Consider the following 23245-nt stretch of genomic DNA (forward strand, 5'->3'; position numbering starts at 1 on the left):
GTCAATTGGTACCCAGCACACTACAGACCTGCTCCAAGGTTTCCCGAATCGGCGCATTGATCTGCAGTTGTGACAGTTCATCAGCCCGTGTGCATCCCAGACTGAGAGTAGCTATCGGTATACCCCATTCAGCCGCGCGGCGACAGAAACGGAACCCCGAGAAAACCATCAATGATGAGCCAATCACTAGCAGTCCATCACTGGCTCTGAGTGCCTTCAGGCTGCTTTCAACCCGTTGTTTGGGCACATTATCGCCGAAAAATACCACATCCGGTTTCAAAATACCGCCGCACTTCGAACAATCAGGCACTCTAAATTGAGAGAAGTCCATTTCCACATGTGCATCGCCATCAGGGGCCGCTATGGCCTTGATCGCAGTAAACTCAGGATTGATCTCAGTCGCACGTTGGTGCACTGCATCCCGCTCAGTACGATAATGGCAGGCCATGCAAACAACCTGATCAGAGCGCCCATGCAGATCAGTCACTCGATCAGAGCCGGCTTTCTGATGCAATCGATCGACATTCTGTGTCACTAGCAGTTGCAAATGACCGTTACGCTCCATTTCTGCAAGACTGAAATGTGCGCCGTTGGGTTGTGCATCACGAATCACTGGCCAACCAGGAAGGCTGCGGGCCCAGTAACGTTGCCGAACAGCTGGCTGGGTCATAAAGGCCTGGTGCTGGACCGGTTGCTTTTGCTTCCACTCGCCACGTGCGTCACGGTAATCCGGAATGCCCGAGTCGGTGCTAACCCCCGCACCTGTAAGCACCACTAATCGAGGATGCTGCTGGATAAAATGCAGCAATTTTTCATCAGCATCTGCTGTCAGTGGTGGGGCAGAGGCCACCTTAGTCACCGAAGTGGTTAGCGTTCTCATAATAAGCATTCGCCTCTAATGCGGTGAAAATAATTTCCACCGGATTATAACCCTGAGCATTGAGATGTTGTGCAATCACAGCTGCACTTCGATCTCTGGCCGCCTGGCCGCGTTCGAACCAGCGCACATCCACAAACGGGAAGGGGGTCACAATTTCACCCGATAGGATCTGGGTGGAGTGCATGACCTCCAATAGAAAGTTGTCTGGTGTAGTGTCCATAGCCTGACAAAGCTCATCGACTAGTTGCTGCGAACAGTGTTGAATGGCCTGGGTATCGATACCGTGAAATTGAAGCTGTGGCATGAATATATTTCCTTAAATACCGGATGGTTAAGCTGTTAGTCATTTTACACTGAATAAAGTAGCACTATGTTAAATATCAATTCTATTACGTTCAAACTGGTTTGCCTGGTTCTGTTGCTTGGTGGTTTAAGTGGCTGTGCGGCTCGCTACCCACTGGGTATACCCGAAGAGCAATGGGTATTACTCACACCGCAGCAACAGTTGGATGCGCGCAGTCAGCAAGCGACGCTGGATCAAGCCTCTCAGGCTCGCCGCGAGGCAGAAGCGCGAGCACGCGAAGCTGAGGCAATCAAACAGGCCGCTGAGCTGGAGCAGCGTCGCCGTGATGCGGGTTACGGTGAGCGGGTGCAATGCATACTGGAATCAGCCGAAGGCTATATCCGAGGCCGCTGGCAACCTGTGCACCCATTGGCGATGGATCTTGTCAGTGGATATCCGGTTGAACTTACCCTGTCCGATACACGTAGTCGCTATCAACAAGACGTATACGCAGGGTTTGATGGTCAGGTGGTGCGCTTGTGTCGTTCGCCTCGTGCACTACACGGATCAGCGACAAATGAGTGTGTCGAGATGGCCGCGACGCGCCAGCAACTGCAGCGTGGTGTCAGCCATCACTTGGAACAGGAACGCTTCCTGCGTGGATCGCTCTATTGTGATCTTGTGCCTCAAGCGCCGCCAGGGCGGCGCCTGATAATCCGCTAATCAGACAGGCTCAGCCCAGAGATCGTACTCATCAGCATCCACTACCCGTGCCCGGACTATAGTTCCGGGTTTGAGGTGGGTGGCGTTATCGAGGAATACCTGACCATCAATTTCAGGGGCATCGGCTTTACTGCGTCCTACCGCACCTTCTTCTACCACTTCATCAATGATGACATCGATTTCCGTGCCGATGCGCTGCTGCAGTCTGGCGGAGCTGATGCGTGCCTGAACCGCCATAAAGCGTTCCCAGCGATCCTGCTTGATCTCATCAGGAACGGCTTCCGCCAGATCATTTGCTGTAGCACCTTCGACAGGGGAGTATTGGAAGCAGCCAACACGATCCAGCTGTGCTTCTTCAAGAAACTCCAACAACAGCTGAAAGTCTTCTTCGGTTTCACCAGGAAATCCGACTATAAAGGTACTGCGAATAACCAGTTCAGGGCAGATGGCACGCCAGGTGCGAATACGCTCCAGGGTATTCTCTGCATGCGCAGGGCGCTTCATCATGCTTAACACGCGTGGGCTGGCATGCTGAAACGGAATATCAAGATAGGGGAGGATCTTGCCTTCGGCCATCAACGGGATCACTTTGTCCACGGATGGGTAAGGGTAAACATAGTGCAAACGTACCCAAACCCCCAGATCACCCAGTGCCTGGCAGAGTTCGAGCAGGCGGGTCTTGACGGGTCGGCCATTCCAAATACTTAACGGATACTTTAAATCTACGCCGTAAGCGCTTGTATCCTGTGAAACTATCAACAGCTCTTTTACGCCAGCTTTGACCAGCCCTTCGGCCTCACGCATTACTTCATCCGCTTTGCGAGAAACCAGATCACCACGCAATGAGGGGATGATGCAGAAGGTGCAACGATGATTACAGCCTTCACTGATTTTGACATAAGCATAATGCCTTGGCGTCAGCTTGATACCCTGAGGTGGTACCAGACTAATGAATGGATCATGCTCGGCTTGATGTGGTGCGTGCTCATGTACTGCACTAACAACCGACTCATAAGCTTGCGGCCCCGTTACCGTAAGAACCTGTGGATGCAGGTTGCGGATCTCTTGTTCATTAACACCCAGGCAGCCGGTGACGATAACGCGACCATTTTCTTTGATCGCTTCGCCAATGGCATCCAAAGACTCAGCTTTAGCGCTGTCGATAAAGCCGCAGGTGTTTACCACCACTATGTCGGCATTATCATAGGAAGGGGAGATCTCATAACCTTCAGTACGTAGCTGTGTAAGGATGCGTTCAGAATCGACCAGTGCCTTGGGGCAGCCCAGACTGACGAAACCTATCTTGGGTGCATTCATGTAATCCAAAAACCTCAATGAAAAAATCAAAGCGCGATTTTAACTAAAACTGATGTCACTAGCGAGAAAACTCGCTTGCGTGCAGCGTATGGCATGGTAATATCGACTAATAATACATACCATTCAATACGTATCGTGTACTAATAATATGGCTAGATCCAGCAATACCCATCAATCCGTGTTCAAGGCAGCTGATACGCTGTTAGAACAGGGCATTCGCCCGACGCAGCAAAATGTGCGTGAACTTATCGGCACCGGCAGCATTACTACCATCAATAGGGCGCTTGGCGATTGGTGGGGGTCGCTTAGTGAACGACTGAACCGACGTCAGGCGCACCCGGAACTACCAGAGCCCGTGCTAAAGTTAGCCAGTCAGACCTGGGATCGGGCACTAGCTTATGCCGAGAAGCGCTTTCATGAACAAGCCGCACAATATTCCGATAAGATCAACGCCCTGGAACAAGCCCTTAAGCAGGCTGAGCAGGGAGGGGGGCAAGCGCTTGCAGCCCTTCAGCAGGAACACCAGACGTTATTGCAACGTCACGCATCCTTGCTTGAAGAGTTCCGGCAACATGGCCAGGACTATCGTGAACTAGAAGAGAAGCTGTTTCGTGCCTCTGCTAAATTGGATGCCGCTGAGCGCGAACTTCAGCAGACCAGCCAAATTTCACCGGGAAAACCACAAAATGATGAAGTCATTGAATATCGTGTTAAAATCCGCATTCAGGAAGAGGAAATAGCTCGGCTGAAAAAGCAAAATACCGATTTGCAGTCGGATAATGCCGGGTTACGTCGCCAGTTAAATGAGGCAGAAAAACAAACATTGGAACAGCGGCATCAGATGGAGCTGATTAAAGCGCGATATTCTGTATGATATCTTTTAAAATCATGAGTTTAATCAGCTGAATTTATGGAAAAATTTATACCTGAAGGTAGTTCTGTTCAAAGCATTCGCGACATGATTCGTAACGCCACTACCGGTGAGATTTTTTGTTGCCGGAATTTGGAGTTGTTCGAGACGGCCAAGGTGGCGCTGGTTGCCGAAAAGGTTGCCGGCATTACGGTACAACTGATTGATGAGGGTGATTATGTTGTCAGACAGGTATCATCCAAGCGTCGTGCAGACCAGAAAAAAAGCGATCAACTCAATGACAGACAGCTGGCGGTTATTCGCGCACTGGAAAAAGTTTTACAACATTGTCGCAAGGAGGGCGTACAACTGATAGGATTTAGTGATGAGCTGGTGGCACAACCGGCTCATCTGGACCCAGCGGAGGGAATATCGCCTTATGCGCTTGACCTGGATATACATGACGTATACCGAGGTGCAGATAGTTTGAAAAAGGGCGTTTGAATATGACAATCCGTTTACTACTGGTCGATGATCACTCCATCATCCGTGCCGGTTACCAGCAGATATTACAGAAAAACCCTGACATAGAGGTTGTAGCCGAGGCAGAAACCGGCTACTGCGCAATCAAGGCTTGTAAAGATCACAAGCCTGATGTCGTGGTTTTGGACTTATCCATTCCTTTCAAAAAAGAATCAGAGGAAGTGTCTTCAGCATGCGGGCTTGAAACCATTCGCAAAATCATTGCCATGGACAAAAAAGCCAAGCTTCTGGTGCTGACCGCCATGAGTGGTGAGCCCTATCCAAGCCAGGCTGTTACGGCTGGGGCGATGGGGTATCTGACCAAGCACTGTGCACCAGATGAGCTGATTCGGGCAGTTGAATCTGTAGCGAACGGTATACCTTATTTTTCTGCTGCCATACAAAATGAGATGGATGGAGCGGATGCCCAATCACCTGCATCTTGCTTGAGCAAACGCGAACTTGAAGTGTTTAGCATGTTGGCTGAAAGCTACTCAGCCGGTAAGATCGCAGATGCTATGTCTCTCAGTCCGAAAACGGTGCATGCGCATCGTGCCAACATTCTGCGCAAACTCAAGCTCAAAAATAACGCCGATCTGGTCAAGCTGGCAGTGCGCTCCGGCTTTACCGCCAGTTGAGCTTGAGTGATTCCAGATTTCAGTCAGTGTTGATGTAGCGTTGCTGCATCTCCTCCAGCCGATAGACCTTGCCCATGCGACTTGCCATGCCTTCACAGCCAAAGGCCTGATAGCGAGCCATACAAATGTCACTCATCGCCTGAGTAGCTTGTTTAAGAAATTTTCTGGGGTCAAAGTTTTGCCTTTCTTCACTTAGGAAACGTCTGATGGCTCCGGTGGATGCCATGCGCAAATCTGTATCTATGTTAACTTTACGCACACCATGCTTAATACCCTGGACAATTTCCTCTACGGGAACGCCGTAAGTTTGCCCCATATCACCGCCATGCTGGTTAATAATGGCCAACCACTCCTGGGGTACGCTGGATGAACCATGCATAACCAGATGGACATTGGGAATGCGCTGGTGAATTTCGGCTATACGGTCAATTCTGAGCACGTTACCCGTGGGTTGCTGGGTGAATTTATAGGCACCATGGCTGGTACCTATGGCAATAGCCAGTGCATCAACACCTGTTTTGGCCACAAAGTCCGCTGCTTCATCCGGATCAGTCAGGAGTTGATCCTGGCTCAGCGTGCCAACGGCACCGTGACCATCTTCTTCTCCCGCTTCGCCGGTCTCCAGGCTGCCAAGACATCCCAGTTCACCTTCAACGGATACACCGCAGGCATGCGCAAGCTCTACAACTTGCCGGGTAACTTTCATGTTGTAGTCATAGCTTGAAGGGGTTTTACCATCTTCCAGTAATGAGCCATCCATCATCACAGAGCTAAAACCTGATTGAATGGAACGGAAGCAAACAGCGGGTGAGGCGCCGTGATCCTGGTGCATACACACCGGCAGGTGAGGGTAGGTCTCTACCGCTGCTTCAATCAGTTTACGCAAAAACACTTCACCGGCATAACTGCGCGCCCCGGCTGAACCCTGCAAAATAACCGGGCTGTTGGTGGCATCTGCCGCCTGCATAATCGCATGCACCTGCTCCATGTTGTTGACATTAAAAGCCGGTAAACCGTACCCCTGTTCAGCGGCATGATCGAGTAATTGTCTAAGTGAAACTAATGCCATGGGTGACTCCTTATTGTTATCAATGTGTCAGCGAAAGAAATAATGTAGGCAGGGTTTGCGGCAGACGTTTTACCTTATCTATGACGCAGTATCTCTGGCCGAAAATGGTGGCAACATACTCATCAGCCCTGGGATCGAGGTTGATGCAGTAGCTGTGAATGCCATCAGCTTGAAGCTCCTGTACAGCCTTGGCGGCATCCTGAATCAAATAGGCTTTATCCTTTACATCAATATCTGAGGGTTCTCCATCACTCAGAACCCACAGCAGTTTCTTATCGGCCTTTTGTTTCGTCAGATACTGGCCGGCATGACGTAAGGCCGCCCCCATGCGGGTAGAGTAACGTGCCTCTACGGCTGCAAGGCGTCCTTTAACTGTGTCATCCCAGGGTTCACTGAAGCCTTTGATGTGCTGGTAATGTACCGCTTCACGGGTATTGGAGTTAAACCCGGCTACGGCCATATCATCACCCAATGTATCGACGGCGGTTGCCAGTACGGCTACCGCCTCCTGGCTCAACTCCAGTAAGCTACTGCTGCCATCAATGAGTGGGTCATTCAGGGAGTGGGACAGATCAAGCAGTAACAGCAAGGCGATACTGCGGCCTTGATGAAAATGCCTGAAGTAGATTTTATCGGTTGGGGTGTTGGCTGTTTTCATATCCAGCCAGGCACGAATCAGCTCGTCGGTATCCAGCTCGTTGCCTTTTTCCTGATAGCGTAACCGCTGCGGATTTTGCGGCTTAAGGTGCTCGGCCAGTTGCCGAATCTGTTTAATCAATGCCTGATTGCGATTCAGCATCAGCTCTATGGACTGGGCCGAACCAGTGGGTGCTAAGGCCTCATACACCTGACACCAATCCGGGCGATAGTTTTGCAGCTGATAGTCCCATTCGGCATAGACCCGGGCGGGTAAATGTTCAGGCTCTGTTGGTTCGTCGGCTTTGGGCAGATCAAATAGCTCCTCTTCATCCCCGGCTTCAATATAGGCCCACAGATGCCGGTTATCATCGCGCCAGGGGACCTGTGTCTCGGTAAAGGTTACCTTGGCAAACTGATCTTTTCCCTGGCGGGTCCGTGTTACAAACTCCAGAGCCAGTTCCACAAACGCATCATCATTCAGCGGCGCGGCCTGGAGTTGCTGTTCAAATCTGGCGGCAAACTGCCGGATGATCGGCTCCTCATCAACATAATCCGCATCAATCAGCACGCGTGAAAAACGACACAGTCTGACAATCACCGCCGACTGATTCGGTAAGCTGGTCTGGGCATCCGGTTTAGGGTGTAATTGCCGCAGCATCGCCAGCAATCCGGGGAAGCGTTGTAAAAATAAGCGATCCATGCGGATGTCTTCAAACCATTCAATCGTGAGTCGCTGCAACGGACTAAGATTGTCCGCATAGCGTGGGCGACTGTATTGCTGATGCATGAGTAGATGCCCAATCATCAAACGGTATTGGTCCAACCCTCGAACACCTGAACGGGGTGCGATGATATCCGGTAAGCGGATACCCTCTTCATCATAATAAGGCAGCCAATCCAGGGCGCTGCTTGTCAGTGTGGAGTAGGGGATTAATACTTGATCCGTTTGCCATAGGCCTGTCAGGTAGGCTTGCAAACCCTTTTCATGCAGTCTGAACTGATCGCCGTCACAGCCAGTTAACAACACCGCTTGGCTCTCGGGGCTTGTCAGCGAAAAATAGGCTTTTTCCTGCTCAGGATTGCCGTCATTTAAACGAATACCAAAATCCACCCAGGTATTCAGTGCTGACAAATCGGCCAACTGCAGCAATTCGCCACTATGCTCCAGCAGTGTCAGCAGTGCCTGGCTCGGTCCCAGTGATTCCTGCCCATGGATCCGCGGTGTGGTTTGTTCTGCCAGTGTATAGCAGCACTTCAGCCAGCGATTAAATGCCTCGGCAGACCCCGTGGCTTTGGCTGTCAGGCTGAGTTTTCGCAATAACAGCGTTATCGCTTTAGCGTTTGCAGAGCACCAGAAATGCTGCAAAAATCCATTAAGCTGTTCAAGCCCCGTGTTACCGAGGCAAGGGTAGGCATCTGGCCATTGTGATAAAAACGCTACCACCGGTTCGCTGCCATAGCCCATCTTGCCAATAAAACCCGCCAGCTCAAGATACTCAGCACGTGCTTTGTCATCCAGCTGAGCTTCAACAGCAGGCCAACAAAACTCAAAACACTCAGCTACGTCCGGCAAGGCACAATCCAGGCTTTGCCAGGCCTGTTGCATCAGCGGATCAGTGAAGCTGGATGGCTGAATCGGATCCTTGGCCATAATCAACTCATTGCCTGAACTGCATGACGAAGGGTATCGGCAATCTCAGCATCATCTGTGACCGGTGATATGAGTGCCAACTGACAAGCGTCGCTAAAACCTATGCCTTGATTGATTAGATGGGCGGCATTGACCAGCAGGCGTGTTGAAATGCCTTCGGTTAAGCCATGGCCTTTCAGGCGCCGTCCTACCTGGGCTATCTCAACCAACAAGCGGCAGCTGTCCAGGTTGAGCTGGGTTTCCCGTATCAGGATAGTGGCTTCTGTTTCTGCGTCCGGGAAATCAAACTCAAACGAGATGAACCGCTGACGTGTGGAGGGCTTCAGATCTTTTACCAGGCTTTGATAACCAGGGTTATAGGATACAACCAGTTGAAAATCTGGGTGGGCTTCAACCACTTCGTTAATTTTTTCCAGCAGGATACGGCGACGATAATCAGTCAGCGCATGAATCACCACGGTGGTATCTTGTCGCGCTTCAACCACTTCATCCAGATAACAGATGCCACCATGACGAGCCGCCAGTGTCAGTGGGCCATCTATCCATTGGGTTCCTTGTTCATTGAGTAAAAATCGCCCCATCAGATCGCTGGCGGCCATATCTTCATTACAGGCAACGGAAATCAGGGGTTTACCCAGTGTATAGGCCATATGCTCCACAAAGCGTGTTTTGCCACAGCCGGTGGGGCCTTTGAGCAATACTGGCAGCTTTTGCTGATAGGCGGCACGGTATTGCTCAACTTCATCACCCTTGGATTGGTAGAAGGGCTCGGACGAGAGCATAAAGGCCTGCAGTGGATGACTCATAAATACCTCGCTGAGTAGTCAGGCAGGTAAGGGGATTTTACCAGCCTGAACTGGTTTAACGGTGAGAGCTGATTTTGTCGCGCCAGCCAGGGAATATCGCATCGGCATCGTTCGGGAAGGACTCAAAGGCCCGCGCAAACTCAGGATGTTCTTTGGCCCATTCGATGGGGTCCGCACCGGCTTTCCAACATTCATAGGCTTGACGCAAGGACAGCGCTCCAGCCGCCGGGCTGTCAATATGGCCGTAAGCACCACCGCCTGCGGTATTAATAACATTGCCATGCCCGAGATTTTCAAAAAATCCGGGTAAGCGCAGCGCATTCATACCACCGGAAATAATCGGTGTGGTAGCCTTCATTCCATTCCAGTCCTGGAAATAGACCGGGCCCTGAAAGCTGTCACGTTCGATGATATAGGCGATAGCACGATCATCCTTTTCGCCTTCCATCTTGCCATAGCCCATGGTACCAACATGGATACCCGAGGCCCCTTGTAAACGGGACATTTTCGCCAGCACATAGGCACTGTAACCGCGCTTAGCCGACGGGGAAGTTACCGCACCATGACCGGCACGATGGTAGTGCAGAAACTGATTGGGAAAATAGCGTCGAGCTGTGGTGACCATACCAGGACCACCGACATAACCATCTACCAGAAAGGCGACTTTATCGGCATCGGTACCAAAGGCGTCCAGGATAAACTCACCTCGGGCGATCATTTCATCATGCCAGTCAGCGGTAATGTTGGCCGAGAATATTTTGGCCTGACCGGTTTCATCCATCGCCCGGCGCATGGCATCCACCACCAGCGGAATCACCTGCTTCATCGGCGCAAAAACCTGATTGCCTTGTGGCTCATCGTTTTTGATGAAATCCCCACCCAACCAGAATTGATAGGCGGCTTTGGCAAAGGGTTCGGGTCGTAAGCCCAATTTAGGCTTGATAATCGTACCGGCGATATAACCGCCATCTTTTTCCGGCCGTCCCAGGATGCGCCACAAGTCTTCTATATTGACCTGCGGACCGTCATACAGATCCAACATCTCGGGGGGTACATAAAAATCGATCATCTTGGCATATTCTATGTCACCCATGCCCTGGTTGTTGCCTATGGCCAGTGTCAGGAAAGACACCAGCATGGTTTTTCCATCCAGCATATTGCGGTCAAACAAATCGATGGGATAGGCAATACGCATATCCTCTGTGGCTTCATCTATGTGATAAACCAATGCATCCACGCCTCGGGTGAAATCATCGGTGGTACTGATTTCTACGTTGGTGCCTGTGGAAGACTCAGCCGCAAAGTGAGCAGCAGATTCAAGATAGCCATAACCAGTTTTGGGCTTCATTTTGTAGGCGGCAAGTACATGCTTGCCACCCTTCATCAATTCGTCTTCAAGCAGGTCCAAGCGGGCATAGCGTTTTGATTGATCCATGATGCGCTCCTTAATTCGTTATAGGAGCAGTGTAGATACAGCAGACATATAAGGTAAATTAATATTTATTTTAAAATATATAAATATTATCTTATGTTATTTTAAACCGACTAATAGCTCAAGGTCGTCACTGTCCAGTAGTTGCTGCCCCTGCTGACTGAGAAACTGCTTAAAGCAAGTTAGAGCCGGAGACAGTTTCTTGGTTTTAAGATGCGCAACCTGCCATTCACTGATATAGGGCTCACCTTCTATATCCAGCGTTTTCAGATACCCGTGTTTCAGTTCTTTCACCATCGTACGGTGTGACAAGAATGAGATACCCATATCCGCTAATACTGCCTGCTTGATCACTTCATTGCTGGGAAACTCCATCGTCACTTGCAAGTCCACGCCATGTGCTGCGAAGAGTTTTTCGACTGCTGAGCGGGTGCCGGAGCCCTGCTCACGTATGACAAATGGGTATTTGGCCAGTTGGTTATAACTAATGGCACGCTGGTGAGCCAAAGGGTGAGCGGGGTGGGCTACAAAACTTTGCGGATTGTCAGCAAACACCAAAGAGGTACAGTTCAGGTGCTCTGGCACACGACCCGAAATAACCATATCTACCGCTGAACGTTCCAGCTCACGGAAAACGGTTTCTTTATTATCGATAAACAGATTGATGTGAATATCCGGGAACTCACGATTAAAAGCCGCCAACAGCTTTGGAGTGAAATATTTTGCCGTGCTGACAATCGCCAGATTAATCCGTCCCCGTTTGGCGCCAGCATGCTCCGACATTACCGATTCCAGGTCTTTCAGGGTCGCCATCACTTTAAGGCAGTAGGCATAAAAATCTTCACCCGCAGGGGTTAGCTCGATGTTTCGACCCTGAGGCTGGAACAGGGAAACCCCAAAGCTGTCCTCCAACTGCTTTAACTGCATTGAAATCGCCGGTTGAGTAACATGCACATGCTCAGCGGCCAGCGAAACCGAACTGTGCTGAGCCACTTCAATAAAGGTTTTCAGCTGTTTAAGCGTGTAATGCGGATTCATGATTGCTCTTCTCAGGTCAGAGGTTCTCTCAATTTCTTCATTAAACATAAGTAAAATCTTATGCGATAACAAGAATAAATTAATTGTTCTTATCTATCTGTATGGCTAGGCTTGCTACAACATCCTTAACAAATCTAGGGAGATGCAGATGCTTAAAGCGATAATTTTTGATGTTGACGGCACGCTCGCCGACACAGAAAAAGCGCATCTTCAGGCGTTTAATTCGGCGTTTTCAGCGTTAAACCTGCTTTGGCGCTGGAGTGAAGCACTGTATATCGAGTTGTTGGCTATTACCGGCGGCAGGGAGCGCCTGCATCATTACTGGAAAGTGTATGAGACCGCTGATTTCGAGCGGCATAATCCAGACGTTATCACTACCCGCTTGAACCTGATTCATGCCAAAAAAACGCAGTTTTATACCCGACTGATTCGAAATGAAGGAATTCCGCTCAGACCAGGCATTCGTGAGCTGATCGAAACGGCACATCAGCAGGGAATTAAACTGGCGATTGCAACCACTACCACACCCCAGAATGTGCAGGCACTGCTTGAAACAACACTTGGTCCGGAATGGCAGACATTCTTTCCGATCATAGAAGATGCATCCACCGCATCACGCAAAAAGCCTGACCCATTAGTTTATCGTCAGGCACTTGAGCGCTTGGGTGAGCACCCTGAACAGTGTATTGCGATTGAGGATTCTGAAAATGGCTTAAAAGCCGCGGCGGCTGCAGGACTGCGGGTTGTCATCACCCCCACCGCATTTACAAACCATCAAGTGTTTGATGGTGCGTTTATGCGCTATGACAACTTGCACCCGGCCAGCGAACTTCTCAACACCTGGAGGGCAAACAACAGCCCTATAATAACAAGGAATATGTCATGCCCATTACCAAGCGCAGTACGCTCACCCAGTATCTGATTGAAGAACGACGTCGCTATCCTGGAGCAGACGGGGAATTTAACTCGCTGGTTCTGGATGTGGCATTAGCCTGCAAAGCAATCTCCAATGCGGTGGCGCAAGGCGAGTTGGCGGGACTGCATGGCGATTATGTCGAAGCAACAACCGATACCAGTAGCACTAACATCCAGGGTGAAACGCAAAAAAAACTCGATGTCTTATCCAATGATTACTTTATTCGCACGAATGAGTGGAGCGGCACGCTTGCCGGCATGGCCAGCGAAGAAATGGAGCATCCCTACCAGATACCCAGTCAGTATCCACGCGGTAAGTATCTGCTGGTGTTTGATCCACTGGATGGCTCTTCCAATATCGACGTTAACGTCTCAGTCGGCAGTATTTTTTCTATTTTAAGATGCACCGGTACGCAAAATGCGGATGTTAAAGAGGCTGATTTTCTGCAGCCGGGTAGTAAACAAGTTGCCGCAGGCTATGCGCTCTATGGACCCACAACCATGTTGATTCTGACTGTGGGCAGAGGGGTGGTGGGCTTCACGCTGGACCCGGTTTTGGGTGAGTTTATGCTGACACATGAAGATATACAGATTCCAGCGGACACCCAGGAATTCGCTATTAATGCCTCGAATAGCCGCTTTTGGGAACCGCCTATTAAGCGTTATATTGCTGAGTGCCTAGCGGGTAAAACCGGCCCAAGAGAAAAAGAGTTTAATATGCGCTGGATCGCCAGTATGGTAGCTGAAGCACACCGTATATTAATCCGGGGCGGGGTGTTTATGTATCCGCGGGATACCAAGGATCCTTCCAAGCCGGGACGATTACGTTTGCTGTATGAAGCCAATCCCATCGGCTTTATTATTGAACAGGCGGGCGGTCGTGTGAGCACTGGACACGAGGCATTACTGGAAGTCACGCCCACTTCGTTACATCAACGTATCGGTGTGGTTTTTGGCTCGGCCAATGAAGTACGGCGCATCGAGTCTTATCATAAAGCACCCAGAACAGAAGTCTTCCATAGCCCTCTGTTTGGTGAGCGTGGACTATTCAGGGAATAATAAGTCAGGGGGTCATACTATGTCGGCTAAACATCCTATTATTGCTATTACCGGGTCATCCGGTGCAGGTACCAGCTCGATCACCAAAACCTTTGAAGCTATTTTCAGACGTGAGTCCGTGAATGCCGCCACAGTCGAGGGTGATAGTTTTCATCGTTATAACCGTCAGGAAATGAAAGCCATGCAGTTAGAAGCCGAGGTGCAAGGTAATCGTAATTTCAGTCACTTCGGTTTAGAAACGAATCTACTTAATGAGCTAGAAGGTCTGTTCTGTAGTTTTAGTGAAACAGGTCAAGGGCAGTATCGTAAATACCTGCATAATGAATCGGAAGCCGCCCCGTATCAACAAACTCCCGGTACGTTTACTCCCTGGGAAAGCCTGCCGGATGACACTGAATTGTTATTTTACGAAGGACTGCATGGCGCGGTTAAAACCGAAGAAATTAATATTGCACAATACCCGGATCTTCTCATAGGGGTTGTACCTGTTATCAACCTTGAATGGATCCAAAAGCTGTATCGGGATAAAAATATGCGTGGCTATTCTGCAGAAGCCGTCACCGACACCATTCTCAGACGCATGCCGGACTATGTGCACTACATCTGCTCACAGTTTTCCTACACCCATGTGAATTTTCAGCGCGTTCCCATGGTGGATACCAGTAATCCATTTATTGCCAGAGAGATCCCCACCGCTGATGAAAGTATGGTGGTCATCCGCTTTGCCAAGCCAAAAGGCATAGATTTCCCCTATTTATTAAGCATGATCAACGACTCATTCATGTCACGACCAAATACGCTGGTTATACCTGGTGGTAAACTGGATCTGGCCATGCAATTAATTTTCACTCCCTTTGTGTGGCGGATGATGGAAACCCGTAAACAAACTTTTTAACCTGCAGCCAGTTATAAGGGACGTTAATGAATAAATACGCTCTGATAGTATTCGATCTGGATGGTACCTTGCTTGATACAGCCGGTGAGGTCACAGATGCGATCAATGATACATTCAATGAAGTAGGGCTAGCGGCCATCACCCTTGAGCAAACGCGCAACTGGGTGGGCAAGGGCGCTCCTAATTTTCTGGAAAAGGCGCTGGAGTTTTGTGACGTGAAGTTACAAACGCAACAAGAATTTGATCAGCTCCTGACGATATTTTACCGCCACTATGAGAAACGCTCTGGCACCAATAGTCAGATTTTTCCGCATGTGGCTGAAGTGCTCAACGAACTGCATCAAAGCGGCTCTAAAGTAGCCCTGCTGACAAACAAATTCATGGTAGGCACGCAACTGGTGCTGAAAGCCCATCAGCTACATCATCTGTTTGATGACATACTGGCCGGTGACAGCTTCCCGCAGAAAAAACCTGACCCGGTTGGCCTCCATTTCTTAATGAATAAATACAACCTCTCTGCTGAGCAAATACTCTATATCGGTGATTCATCAACCGATGTACAAACAGCCCGTAATGCTGGTGTCGATGTTTGGGTCGTACCTTATGGCTATAATCACGGTGATGATATCAGAGAGGCCAAACCTGACCGGATTATTCAGAACTTATCCTGTCTGAGTTAACCGTTTTCAATATAAAAATAACCGAGGAAAGCCCCATGATTAAAATTGGCATTAATGGATTTGGACGCATTGGGCGTATGGTATTTCGGGCGGCTATTTCCGAGTTCCGGGATAGTGTCGAAATCGTTGCGATTAATGACTTACTTGAACCGGATTATCTCGCTTATATGCTCAAATTTGACAGTGTACAGGGCCGGTTTAAAGGTGATGTGGCTGTTAAAAATGGCCAGCTAATTGTGAACGGCAGGACCATCAGACTGACGGCAGAGCACGATCCGGAAGCACTCAACTGGGGTGCCAAAGATGTCGATGTGGTTATCGAATCTACTGGGTTGTTTCTGACAACCGAAGCCGCTTCTGCCCACCTTCGTGCTGGAGCTAAAAAAGTCATTCTTTCGGCACCCAGCCAGGATGACACACCCATGTTTGTGTATGGCGTCAATCATCTGGATTATGCGGATCAGTCCATCATTTCTAACGCCTCCTGCACCACCAATTGCCTGGCACCCTTGGCCAAGGTTCTGCATGAAAATTTCACCATAAAACGCGGTTTAATGACTACTATTCATGCTGCTACTGCGACTCAAAAAACAGTCGATGGTCCCTCTCATAAAGACTGGCGGGGAGGGCGCGGGATATTGGAAAACATTATTCCATCATCCACGGGAGCAGCGAAGGCCGTCGGCAAAGTGATTCCGGCGCTGAATGGCAAGCTCACCGGCATGGCAATGCGTGTGCCTACGTCTAATGTATCGGTTGTTGATCTGACTGTAGAGCTGGAGCAAGCGGTTAGCTATGAAACCCTGTGTGACACGATCAAGCACGCCAGTGAAAACCAACTCAAGGGTGTTCTCGGTTACACCGATGAAAAGGTCGTATCTACCGACTTCCGGGGAGAGACCTGCACCAGCGTGTTCGACGCCCTGGCCGGTATCGCACTGGATGACAACTTCGTCAAGCTGATTGCCTGGTATGACAATGAGTGGGGTTATTCCAATAAATGTCTGGAAATGGCCCGGGTGATTCAGGCTCACTAACTCTATCAAGGAGCTCTAGCATGAAAGTCGCTGCAATTAAAGAAACCTTTCCAGGTGAAACCCGGGTCGCCATGACACCCGAATCTGCTGTAGCGATTCAAAAACTGGGGCATGCCTGTCTACTGGAAGCGGGTGCCGGAGACCCGGCCGGTCTTCCTGACGCTCAATATATTGAGTCTGGTGTCAGCTTACTTCGTACGCGTCAGGCGGTATTTGAGCAGGCTGATATCATTATCAGTGTCAGGCCCGTTACCCTGGAGGATTGTGCCCACCTGCGCCCGGGGCAAACCCTGATCAGTTTTGTCTGGCCGAATGAGAATGATGCGCTGTTGAATGCCATCAGACAGCAGGGCGCGGCGCTGATTGCCATGGATATGATTCCCCGCATCTCGCGTGCCCAGAAAATGGATGCGTTGTCTTCTATGGCTAATATTGCAGGCTACCGGGCGGTGATTGAGGCGGGTCATAATTTTGGCCGTTTTTTTACCGGCCAGATAACAGCGGCAGGGAAAATACCACCGGCACAGGTGTTGGTGATCGGGGCTGGCGTAGGTGGCTTGGCAGCGATTGGCGCCTCAGTAGCACTCGGCGCTGTAGTTCGTGCCTTTGATGTGCGTGCTGAAGCAGCTGAGCAGGTTGAAAGCATGGGTGCCGGGTTTTTACGGCTGGATTTCGACGAAGCCCAGGACAGTTCTAAAACCGGTGGTTATGCCGCGCCCTCAAGCCCTGAGTTTATTGAAAAACAGATGGCGTGTTTCCGCCAGATTGCACCGGAGATCGATATAGTCATTTGTACCGCCTTGATTCCTGGCCACAAGGCTCCGCGATTGTGGCTTGAGGACATGGTCCGTGCAATGCGCCCAGGCTCGGTCATAGTCGATCTGGCAGCCGAACGTGGTGGCAATTGTGACCTGACGGTCATGAATGAAAAAATCATTACCGAAGAAGGAGTGATTGTACTGGGCTACACGGACTATCCCAGTCGCATGGCGACACAAAGCTCCATGTTGTACAGCAATAACCTGCGTCATCTATTGACCGATCTGACACCCGCCAGAGATGGTGTGCTGGTGCATAATATGGACGATGATGTGATTCGCAGCGCCACCGTTGTGAATCAGGGTGAAATCACCTTCCCGCCACCACCGTTGAAAAGGGCCGCCATCGCACCGGCCAAAAAAGCGCGTGTCAAAAAACAGCCTGAAAATCCTACTATGGATCTGGCATCAAAAAACCGGCTGCAGTTAAAGCTACTTGGTGTGGGTGGCGCGTTAATGCTGCTGTTGGGTCAGGTCGCACCCGTGAGTTTTATGCAGCACTTAATCGTGTTTGCTCTGGCCTGTTTTGTTGGTTTTCAGGTGATCTGGAGTGTTAATCATGCTCTGCATACCCCACTCATGGCAGTCACCAATGCCATTAGCGGCATCATTGTACTCGGCGCTATTTTGCAGATTGGATCAGGTAACTGGCTGGTTGTAACCCTTGCTGCAATATCCGTACTGATTGCCACCATCAATATAGTCGGTGGCTTTATGGTTACCCGCCGCATGCTGGCAATGTTCCAGAAGTCCTGAAGGGGAGAGTGCTATGTTAGGTCAGGGATTTGTTTCAGCCGCCGTGGTGGCTGCCAGTGTGTTGTTCGTTCTGTCACTCGGCGGTTTAAGTAACCAGGAGAAGGCCAAGCGGGCGGTCTGGTACGGTATTTTCGGCATGCTGTTTGCCGTGTTTTTCACCGCCGCAGGACCGGGAATCGGTCACTACTGGATTATGCTGCCCATGATGGTCATTGGTGCCGTTATCGGTGTCAAACTGGCTCGCAGCGTCGTCATGACTCAAATGCCTCAACTCATAGCAGCGTTACACAGTTTTGTGGGTCTTGCGGCTGTTTTTGTTGGGCTTAATGCTGAAATGGAACGGGCCAGCGTGATGGCTGCCCGACATGCACAGGAATCAATGGCACAGTTTTCAGCCTTTGCCGCGCTGGTGGCCACCAAAACACCTGACGAGCTGTTATTTCTGCAGATCGAAGTGGTGCTGGGCGTCTTTATTGGCGCTGTCACCTTTACCGGATCCATCATTGCCTATGGCAAACTTGCGGGCAAAGTAGACGGAAAAGCCAGGCAGCTTCCCGGTGGGCATAGGCTGAATGCGGCCGCACTGGTGGCGTCACTGGTATTCGCCATCATGTATCTTCAGGGTGCTGGAATCTGGACCTTGCTATTGATTGCGCTGCTGGCGTTCTTTATCGGCTATCACCTGATCATGGGGATAGGCGGTGCCGATATGCCCGTGGTGGTGTCGATGCTAAACAGCTATTCCGGCTGGGCCGCCGCTGCCATAGGTTTTACTCTATCCAATGACTTGTTGATAGTGACGGGTGCGCTGGTGGGGTCGTCAGGTGCCATCCTCAGTTACATGATGTGTAAGGCGATGAACCGTAAGTTTATCAATGTGATACTGGGCGGTTTTGGTGCTAAACCTCAAACAGTTACACACATCGAGGGCGAACAGCTTGCCATAGATGCGGCGGGCGTGGCCGCGGCCCTGAATGCTGCCGACAGTGTCATCCTGGTACCTGGCTATGGTATGGCGGTGGCTCAAGCCCAGACATCCGTATCAGAATTAACCCGTAAACTGCGTGCCCAGGGTAAACAGGTGCGCTTTGCCATTCATCCGGTCGCCGGACGTTTACCTGGTCATATGAACGTACTGCTGGCCGAAGCCAAGGTGCCCTATGATCTGGTACTGGAAATGGATGAAATCAATGCCTATTTTCCAAACACCGATGTCGTGATTGTTATCGGCTCCAATGACATTGTCAATCCATCAGCCGAGGATGATCCGGACAGCCCCATTGCCGGCATGCCGGTGCTGGAAGTCTGGCATGCCAAACAGGTGTTTGTGTCTAAACGAGGGCAGGGTACTGGCTATTCTGGTATCGAAAACCCACTGTTTTATAAAGAAAATACCCGAATGTTGTATGGCGATGCGAAAAGCTCAATCGAGCAATTAATCCCGCTGCTGAAAGGCTAAACCTCTCGGCGATACAAGGAGAATAATAATGACAACCCGAACGCTGCGTGCCAATGCCTTGAGAATGCTGGCGGTTGATGCTGTTCAAAAAGCCAAATCAGGACATCCGGGTGCCCCCATGGGGATGGCCGATATCGCCGAAGTATTATGGAATGACTACCTGCGTCACAACCCTGAAAATCCCTACTGGCCAGATCGCGACCGTTTTGTGATGTCCAATGGCCATGGCTCCATGTTGGTTTATGGCTTACTGCACCTGAGTGGCTACGATCTTCCAATCGATGAGTTGATGAATTTCCGCCAATTACACAGTAAAACCCCAGGACACCCTGAATACGGTTATACACCCGGCGTAGAAACCACCACCGGTCCCTTGGGGCAAGGCTTAGCCAATGCGGTAGGTATGGCGCTGGCTGAAAAAATACTGGGCACTCATTTCAATCAACCTGAACATAGCATTATCGATCATTTTACCTACACCTTTCTCGGTGATGGCTGCATGATGGAGGGTGTTTCACATGAGGTTGCCTCGCTGGCCGGTACGCTTAAGCTGGGTAAACTGATTGCATTTTATGACGACAACGGCATCTCGATTGATGGTGAGGTAGAAGGCTGGTTCCGTGATGATACCGCGCAGCGCTTCAAAGCCTATGACTGGCAGGTCATCGGGCCGATAGATGGCCATGACCCGGAACAGATCCACCAGTCAATTGAGGCCGCACGCCTGCATACCGAGCAGCCCAGTCTGATTATCTGCAAAACGATTATCGGCTTTGGCTCGCCAAATAAATCCGGTAAAGAAGAATGTCACGGCGCACCGCTAGGCGATGAAGAAGTCGCATTAACACGCGAAAGCCTGGATTGGCCGTATGCTCCTTTCGAGATACCTGACGAGATCAGCCGTGCCTGGAATGCGCGCCAAAAAGGGCGCCAGGCCGAGATGGAATGGAAACGAAAACTGACTCGATACAGCGCAAAGTATCCTGAATTAGCCGTTGAATTTAAACGAAGAAATCTGGGTGAGCTGCCTGAAAGCTTTGCTAAAAAAGCCGATGAGTATATACGCCAGCAGCAGAGCAATGGTGACTCGATCGCATCACGTAAAGCTAGTCAGGACTTCCTCAATGCCATGGCGCCGCTGGTACCGGAACTTTTGGGTGGCTCTGCCGATCTGGCCCCCTCAAACCTGACCTTTTGGCAAGAGGCCAAAGCGCTAACCCCGGATGATGCGCAAGGTAACTATGTGCACTATGGCGTTAGAGAGTTTGGCATGACAGCCATCATTAATGGCATCAGCCTGCATGGCGGCTTTATAGCTTATGGTGCCACATTTTTGATTTTTATGGAGTATGCACGCAATGCCATGCGCATGGCGGCGCTAATGAAACTGCGTAATATTCAGGTGTATACCCATGATTCCATTGGCCTGGGTGAAGATGGGCCGACACACCAACCCATAGAACAACTGACCTCACTCAGAACAACACCCAATATGAGTGTCTGGCGTCCGGCGGATGCGGTCGAAACAGCCGTGGCTTGGAAAATGGCACTCGAGCGTACACATGGACCCACAGCGCTGATTCTGTCCCGACAAACCCTGGCACATCAGCCCCGAACGGATGATCAGCTAAGCCAGATCGCCTATGGTGGTTATGTTCTATATAAAAGCCAGGCCGCTGCAGAGCTGTTAATCATTGCAACGGGATCTGAACTGGACTTGGCGATGCAAGCCGCTAAATTACTGGAACAGCAGGGCAGCGCCGTACAGGTTGTCAGCCTGCCTTGCCCGGACCTGTTTGAACTACAACCCAGGCACTACCGTGATTCAGTTATGCCACCTCATATCAGCAAACGTCTGGCTATAGAGGCATCGCACAAAGACTGGTGGTATAAGTATGTAGGATTACAGGGGCAGGTCATCGGTATGGATCGCTTCGGTGAATCCGCACCAGCCGATCAGCTGTTTGCCATGTTTGGTTTTACCCTTGAAAAAGTCATGGCGGCAGCAGAGAAACTACTGGCGTCGTAACGCATACGACATCAACCGATGCTAGCCTTGGTTTAGATAGAAATACATCAGTATATTCAACTAACTGGATGAATAATCGAATGAAAAGACGCACCAAGATAATCGCCACCCTGGGCCCGGCAACCGATACACCTGGCGAGCTGGAACGCATGATTAAAGCTGGCGTCGATGTGGTGCGCATCAATATGTCACACGGCGATCCGGAAGATCATCAGCGCCGCGCTGCACAAACACGCCAGGCCGCAGAACAAGCGGGACGTGAAGTTGCCATACTGGTTGATCTTCAGGGGCCAAAAATTCGCATAGGCCGGTTTAAAGAGGGATCAGTACAACTGCAAGTGGGCGATACCTTCACACTGGATAATCAGCTTGATCTCAATGCCGGTAACGCATCAGAAGTGGGATTAACCTACAAAACCCTGCCTGGTGAAGTCACGGCAGGTGATACGCTATTGCTCGATGATGGACGCATCGTGTTAGTGGTCGACGCTGTATCAGGCCCCAAGGTAATCTGTCAGGTTAGCGTCGGTGGAACCCTGTCTAACAACAAAGGAATCAACCTGTTAGGGGGTGGTTTATCAGCTGATGCACTCACTGATAAGGACAAGCAGGATATCCTGTTGGCAGCCACCATGCAGGCTGATTACCTGGCAATATCCTTCCCGCGTAGCGCTGAAGATATTCAATTGTGCCGCAAACTGGCTGAAGCCGCCGGTTTACACGCCGCGATCGTATCCAAAATTGAACGTGCAGAAGCCGTGAGTGATGATCAAACCCTGGACGCCATTATCCAGGCCTCTGATGTCGTCATGATCGCGCGTGGCGATCTGGGGGTCGAAGTAGGGGATGCGAGGCTTCCTGAACTGCAGAAAAAAATCATTAAACGTGCACGTCAATTAAACCGAGTATCCATCACCGCAACCCAAATGATGGAAACCATGATTGATAACCCGATACCCACACGTGCGGAAGTATTTGATGTTGCCAACGCCGTTATGGATGGCACCGATGCGGTGATGTTATCAGGAGAAACCGCCACAGGGCGTTTTCCGGAAAAGGTTATCGAAGCCATGGCACGTATATGCCAGGAAGCCGAGAAATCACGCACGACACGTGAATCCATGCACCGTATCGATGAAACCTTTGTAGCTGTTGATGAAACCATCGCTATGGCCAGCATGTATGCAGCCAATCATTTTGATATCAAAGGTATTGCTTGCCTGACCGAATCAGGTAACACGCCGCTGTTAATGTCGCGTATCAGCTCAGCTATTCCTATTTTTGCCTTAACGGCACACAAAAACACCTGCAGAAAGGTGTGTATCTACCGAGGTGTCTATCCGTCATACATCAGTTACACAGGTTTGACGGACGAAGATATTCGCATAGAAATGATTGCTCAGCTAACCCAGCAAGGGCTTGCTGCATCCGGCGATAAAGTATTACTCACACGCGGCATCAATCTGGGCAAACTGGGCGGCACCAGTCGGCTGGAAATCGTTACAATTCCTTGAAAACCTGAAGGTACCCAAGCGAAGTTAGTAGGCTTTAACTTCGTTTGAGCGCCTTATATGACGCATTATATAACTTCGTATAATGTATATTATGTTAAATAGACTATTGATAGAGATGATACAGAACGGTCCCTGGTTGCTTCAGGCCTGCCCTGAGCTATTTAACGTAATTAGAGTTATGGGTACGGCTATTTTCGTGCGGAGAGCGTCGAAGAATTTAGTTTTGCGGGTAATC

General features: G+C 50.2%; 21 protein-coding genes. 13 read left to right on the forward strand and 8 right to left on the reverse strand.

What is annotated here, in order from left to right; genetic code table 11:
• Position 1 precedes the first annotated feature (1 nt).
• Together F5I99_RS09335 and F5I99_RS09340 are read right to left on the reverse strand one after the other, a co-directional pair.
• A complete protein-coding gene (locus F5I99_RS09335) occupies positions 2-880 on the reverse strand; it encodes an NAD-dependent protein deacetylase (RefSeq protein ID WP_225307617.1) in 879 nt (292 codons plus the stop codon).
• Positions 852-1184: a DUF1904 family protein gene (locus F5I99_RS09340; RefSeq protein ID WP_151055373.1), complete on the reverse strand. Its 333-nt coding sequence runs from the start codon at positions 1182-1184 to the stop codon at positions 852-854. Before F5I99_RS09340 ends, F5I99_RS09335 begins: the two co-directional genes overlap by 29 nt.
• 66 nt (positions 1185-1250) lie before the next feature.
• Between F5I99_RS09340 and F5I99_RS09345 the strand changes: the two genes are divergently transcribed.
• Positions 1251-1886 carry a hypothetical protein gene (locus F5I99_RS09345; RefSeq protein ID WP_151055375.1) on the forward strand — a complete coding sequence of 212 codons (636 nt, stop codon included), beginning with the start codon at positions 1251-1253 and terminating at the stop codon, positions 1884-1886.
• Here F5I99_RS09345 and rimO read toward each other — a convergent pair whose 3' ends face one another.
• On the reverse strand, positions 1887-3203 hold the full coding sequence (gene rimO / locus F5I99_RS09350) for a 30S ribosomal protein S12 methylthiotransferase RimO (RefSeq protein WP_151055377.1): 1317 nt from the start codon (positions 3201-3203) through the stop codon (positions 1887-1889).
• 148 nt (positions 3204-3351) lie between these two features.
• On the opposite strand from rimO, the gene F5I99_RS09355 reads away from it, so the two are divergent.
• Genes F5I99_RS09355 through F5I99_RS09365 form a run of 3 tightly spaced genes read left to right on the forward strand, consistent with a single transcriptional unit; the run spans position 3352 to position 5213 of the window.
• Positions 3352-4077: a DNA-binding protein gene (locus tag F5I99_RS09355; RefSeq protein WP_151055378.1), complete on the forward strand. Its 726-nt coding sequence runs from the start codon at positions 3352-3354 to the stop codon at positions 4075-4077.
• Positions 4078-4113: 36 nt separating this feature from the next.
• Positions 4114-4557, forward strand: coding sequence for a response regulator (locus F5I99_RS09360; RefSeq protein WP_225307618.1), 444 nt, complete (start codon positions 4114-4116; stop codon positions 4555-4557).
• A gap of 2 nt (positions 4558-4559) precedes the next feature.
• Positions 4560-5213, forward strand: a complete 654-nt coding sequence (locus F5I99_RS09365; protein WP_225307619.1) for a response regulator — start codon at positions 4560-4562, stop codon at positions 5211-5213.
• Positions 5214-5232: 19 nt separating this feature from the next.
• On the opposite strand, the gene fba is transcribed toward F5I99_RS09365, so the two are convergent.
• The 5 genes from fba to F5I99_RS09390 form a co-directional block, all read right to left on the reverse strand.
• Complete coding sequence (fba, locus tag F5I99_RS09370) at positions 5233-6282, reverse strand: class II fructose-bisphosphate aldolase (protein WP_151055382.1); 1050 nt, start codon at positions 6280-6282, stop codon at positions 5233-5235.
• 19 nt (positions 6283-6301) lie between these two features.
• Entirely contained in the window at positions 6302-8572 is a 2271-nt protein-coding gene (locus F5I99_RS09375) for a nitric oxide reductase activation protein NorD (protein WP_151055384.1), read from the reverse strand.
• A gap of 2 nt (positions 8573-8574) precedes the next feature.
• Complete coding sequence (locus F5I99_RS09380) at positions 8575-9378, reverse strand: CbbQ/NirQ/NorQ/GpvN family protein (RefSeq protein ID WP_151055386.1); 804 nt, start codon at positions 9376-9378, stop codon at positions 8575-8577.
• 55 nt (positions 9379-9433) lie between these two features.
• A complete protein-coding gene (locus tag F5I99_RS09385) occupies positions 9434-10813 on the reverse strand; it encodes a ribulose-bisphosphate carboxylase (protein ID WP_151055388.1) in 1380 nt (459 codons plus the stop codon).
• A gap of 96 nt (positions 10814-10909) precedes the next feature.
• Positions 10910-11848 carry a LysR family transcriptional regulator gene (locus F5I99_RS09390; RefSeq protein ID WP_225307620.1) on the reverse strand — a complete coding sequence of 313 codons (939 nt, stop codon included), beginning with the start codon at positions 11846-11848 and terminating at the stop codon, positions 10910-10912.
• A 148-nt stretch (positions 11849-11996) separates the two neighbouring features.
• Here F5I99_RS09390 and F5I99_RS09395 point away from each other — a divergent pair, with 148 nt between their 5' ends.
• The 9 genes from F5I99_RS09395 (at position 11997) to pyk (ending at position 23010) form a co-directional block, all read left to right on the forward strand.
• Entirely contained in the window at positions 11997-12770 is a 774-nt protein-coding gene (locus F5I99_RS09395) for an HAD-IA family hydrolase (protein WP_191905996.1), read from the forward strand.
• Positions 12731-13822, forward strand: coding sequence for a class 1 fructose-bisphosphatase (locus F5I99_RS09400; RefSeq protein ID WP_151055394.1), 1092 nt, complete (start codon positions 12731-12733; stop codon positions 13820-13822). Before F5I99_RS09395 ends, F5I99_RS09400 begins: the two co-directional genes overlap by 40 nt.
• Before the next feature lie 19 nt (positions 13823-13841).
• A complete protein-coding gene (locus F5I99_RS09405; RefSeq protein ID WP_151055396.1) occupies positions 13842-14717 on the forward strand; it encodes a phosphoribulokinase in 876 nt (291 codons plus the stop codon).
• Between the two features lie 26 nt (positions 14718-14743).
• Positions 14744-15397, forward strand: a complete 654-nt coding sequence (locus F5I99_RS09410; protein WP_151055399.1) for an HAD-IIIA family hydrolase — start codon at positions 14744-14746, stop codon at positions 15395-15397.
• 35 nt (positions 15398-15432) lie between these two features.
• A complete protein-coding gene (gene gap / locus F5I99_RS09415) occupies positions 15433-16434 on the forward strand; it encodes a type I glyceraldehyde-3-phosphate dehydrogenase (protein WP_151055401.1) in 1002 nt (333 codons plus the stop codon).
• A 20-nt stretch (positions 16435-16454) separates the two neighbouring features.
• A complete protein-coding gene (locus F5I99_RS09420; RefSeq protein ID WP_151055403.1) occupies positions 16455-18008 on the forward strand; it encodes a Re/Si-specific NAD(P)(+) transhydrogenase subunit alpha in 1554 nt (517 codons plus the stop codon).
• Positions 18009-18021: 13 nt separating this feature from the next.
• Positions 18022-19467, forward strand: a complete 1446-nt coding sequence (locus F5I99_RS09425; protein WP_151055405.1) for an NAD(P)(+) transhydrogenase (Re/Si-specific) subunit beta — start codon at positions 18022-18024, stop codon at positions 19465-19467.
• Between the two features lie 28 nt (positions 19468-19495).
• Positions 19496-21496, forward strand: coding sequence for a transketolase (gene tkt / locus F5I99_RS09430; protein ID WP_151055408.1), 2001 nt, complete (start codon positions 19496-19498; stop codon positions 21494-21496).
• Positions 21497-21576: 80 nt separating this feature from the next.
• The gene (gene pyk / locus F5I99_RS09435) at positions 21577-23010 is read left to right on the forward strand and encodes a pyruvate kinase (RefSeq protein WP_225307621.1); all 1434 of its coding nucleotides are present in this window, start codon (positions 21577-21579) and stop codon (positions 23008-23010) included.
• Positions 23011-23245 lie beyond the last annotated feature (235 nt).

It is taken from the genome of Nitrincola iocasae (assembly GCF_008727795.1).
Taxonomy (GTDB): Bacteria; Pseudomonadota; Gammaproteobacteria; order Pseudomonadales; family Balneatricaceae; genus Nitrincola; species Nitrincola iocasae.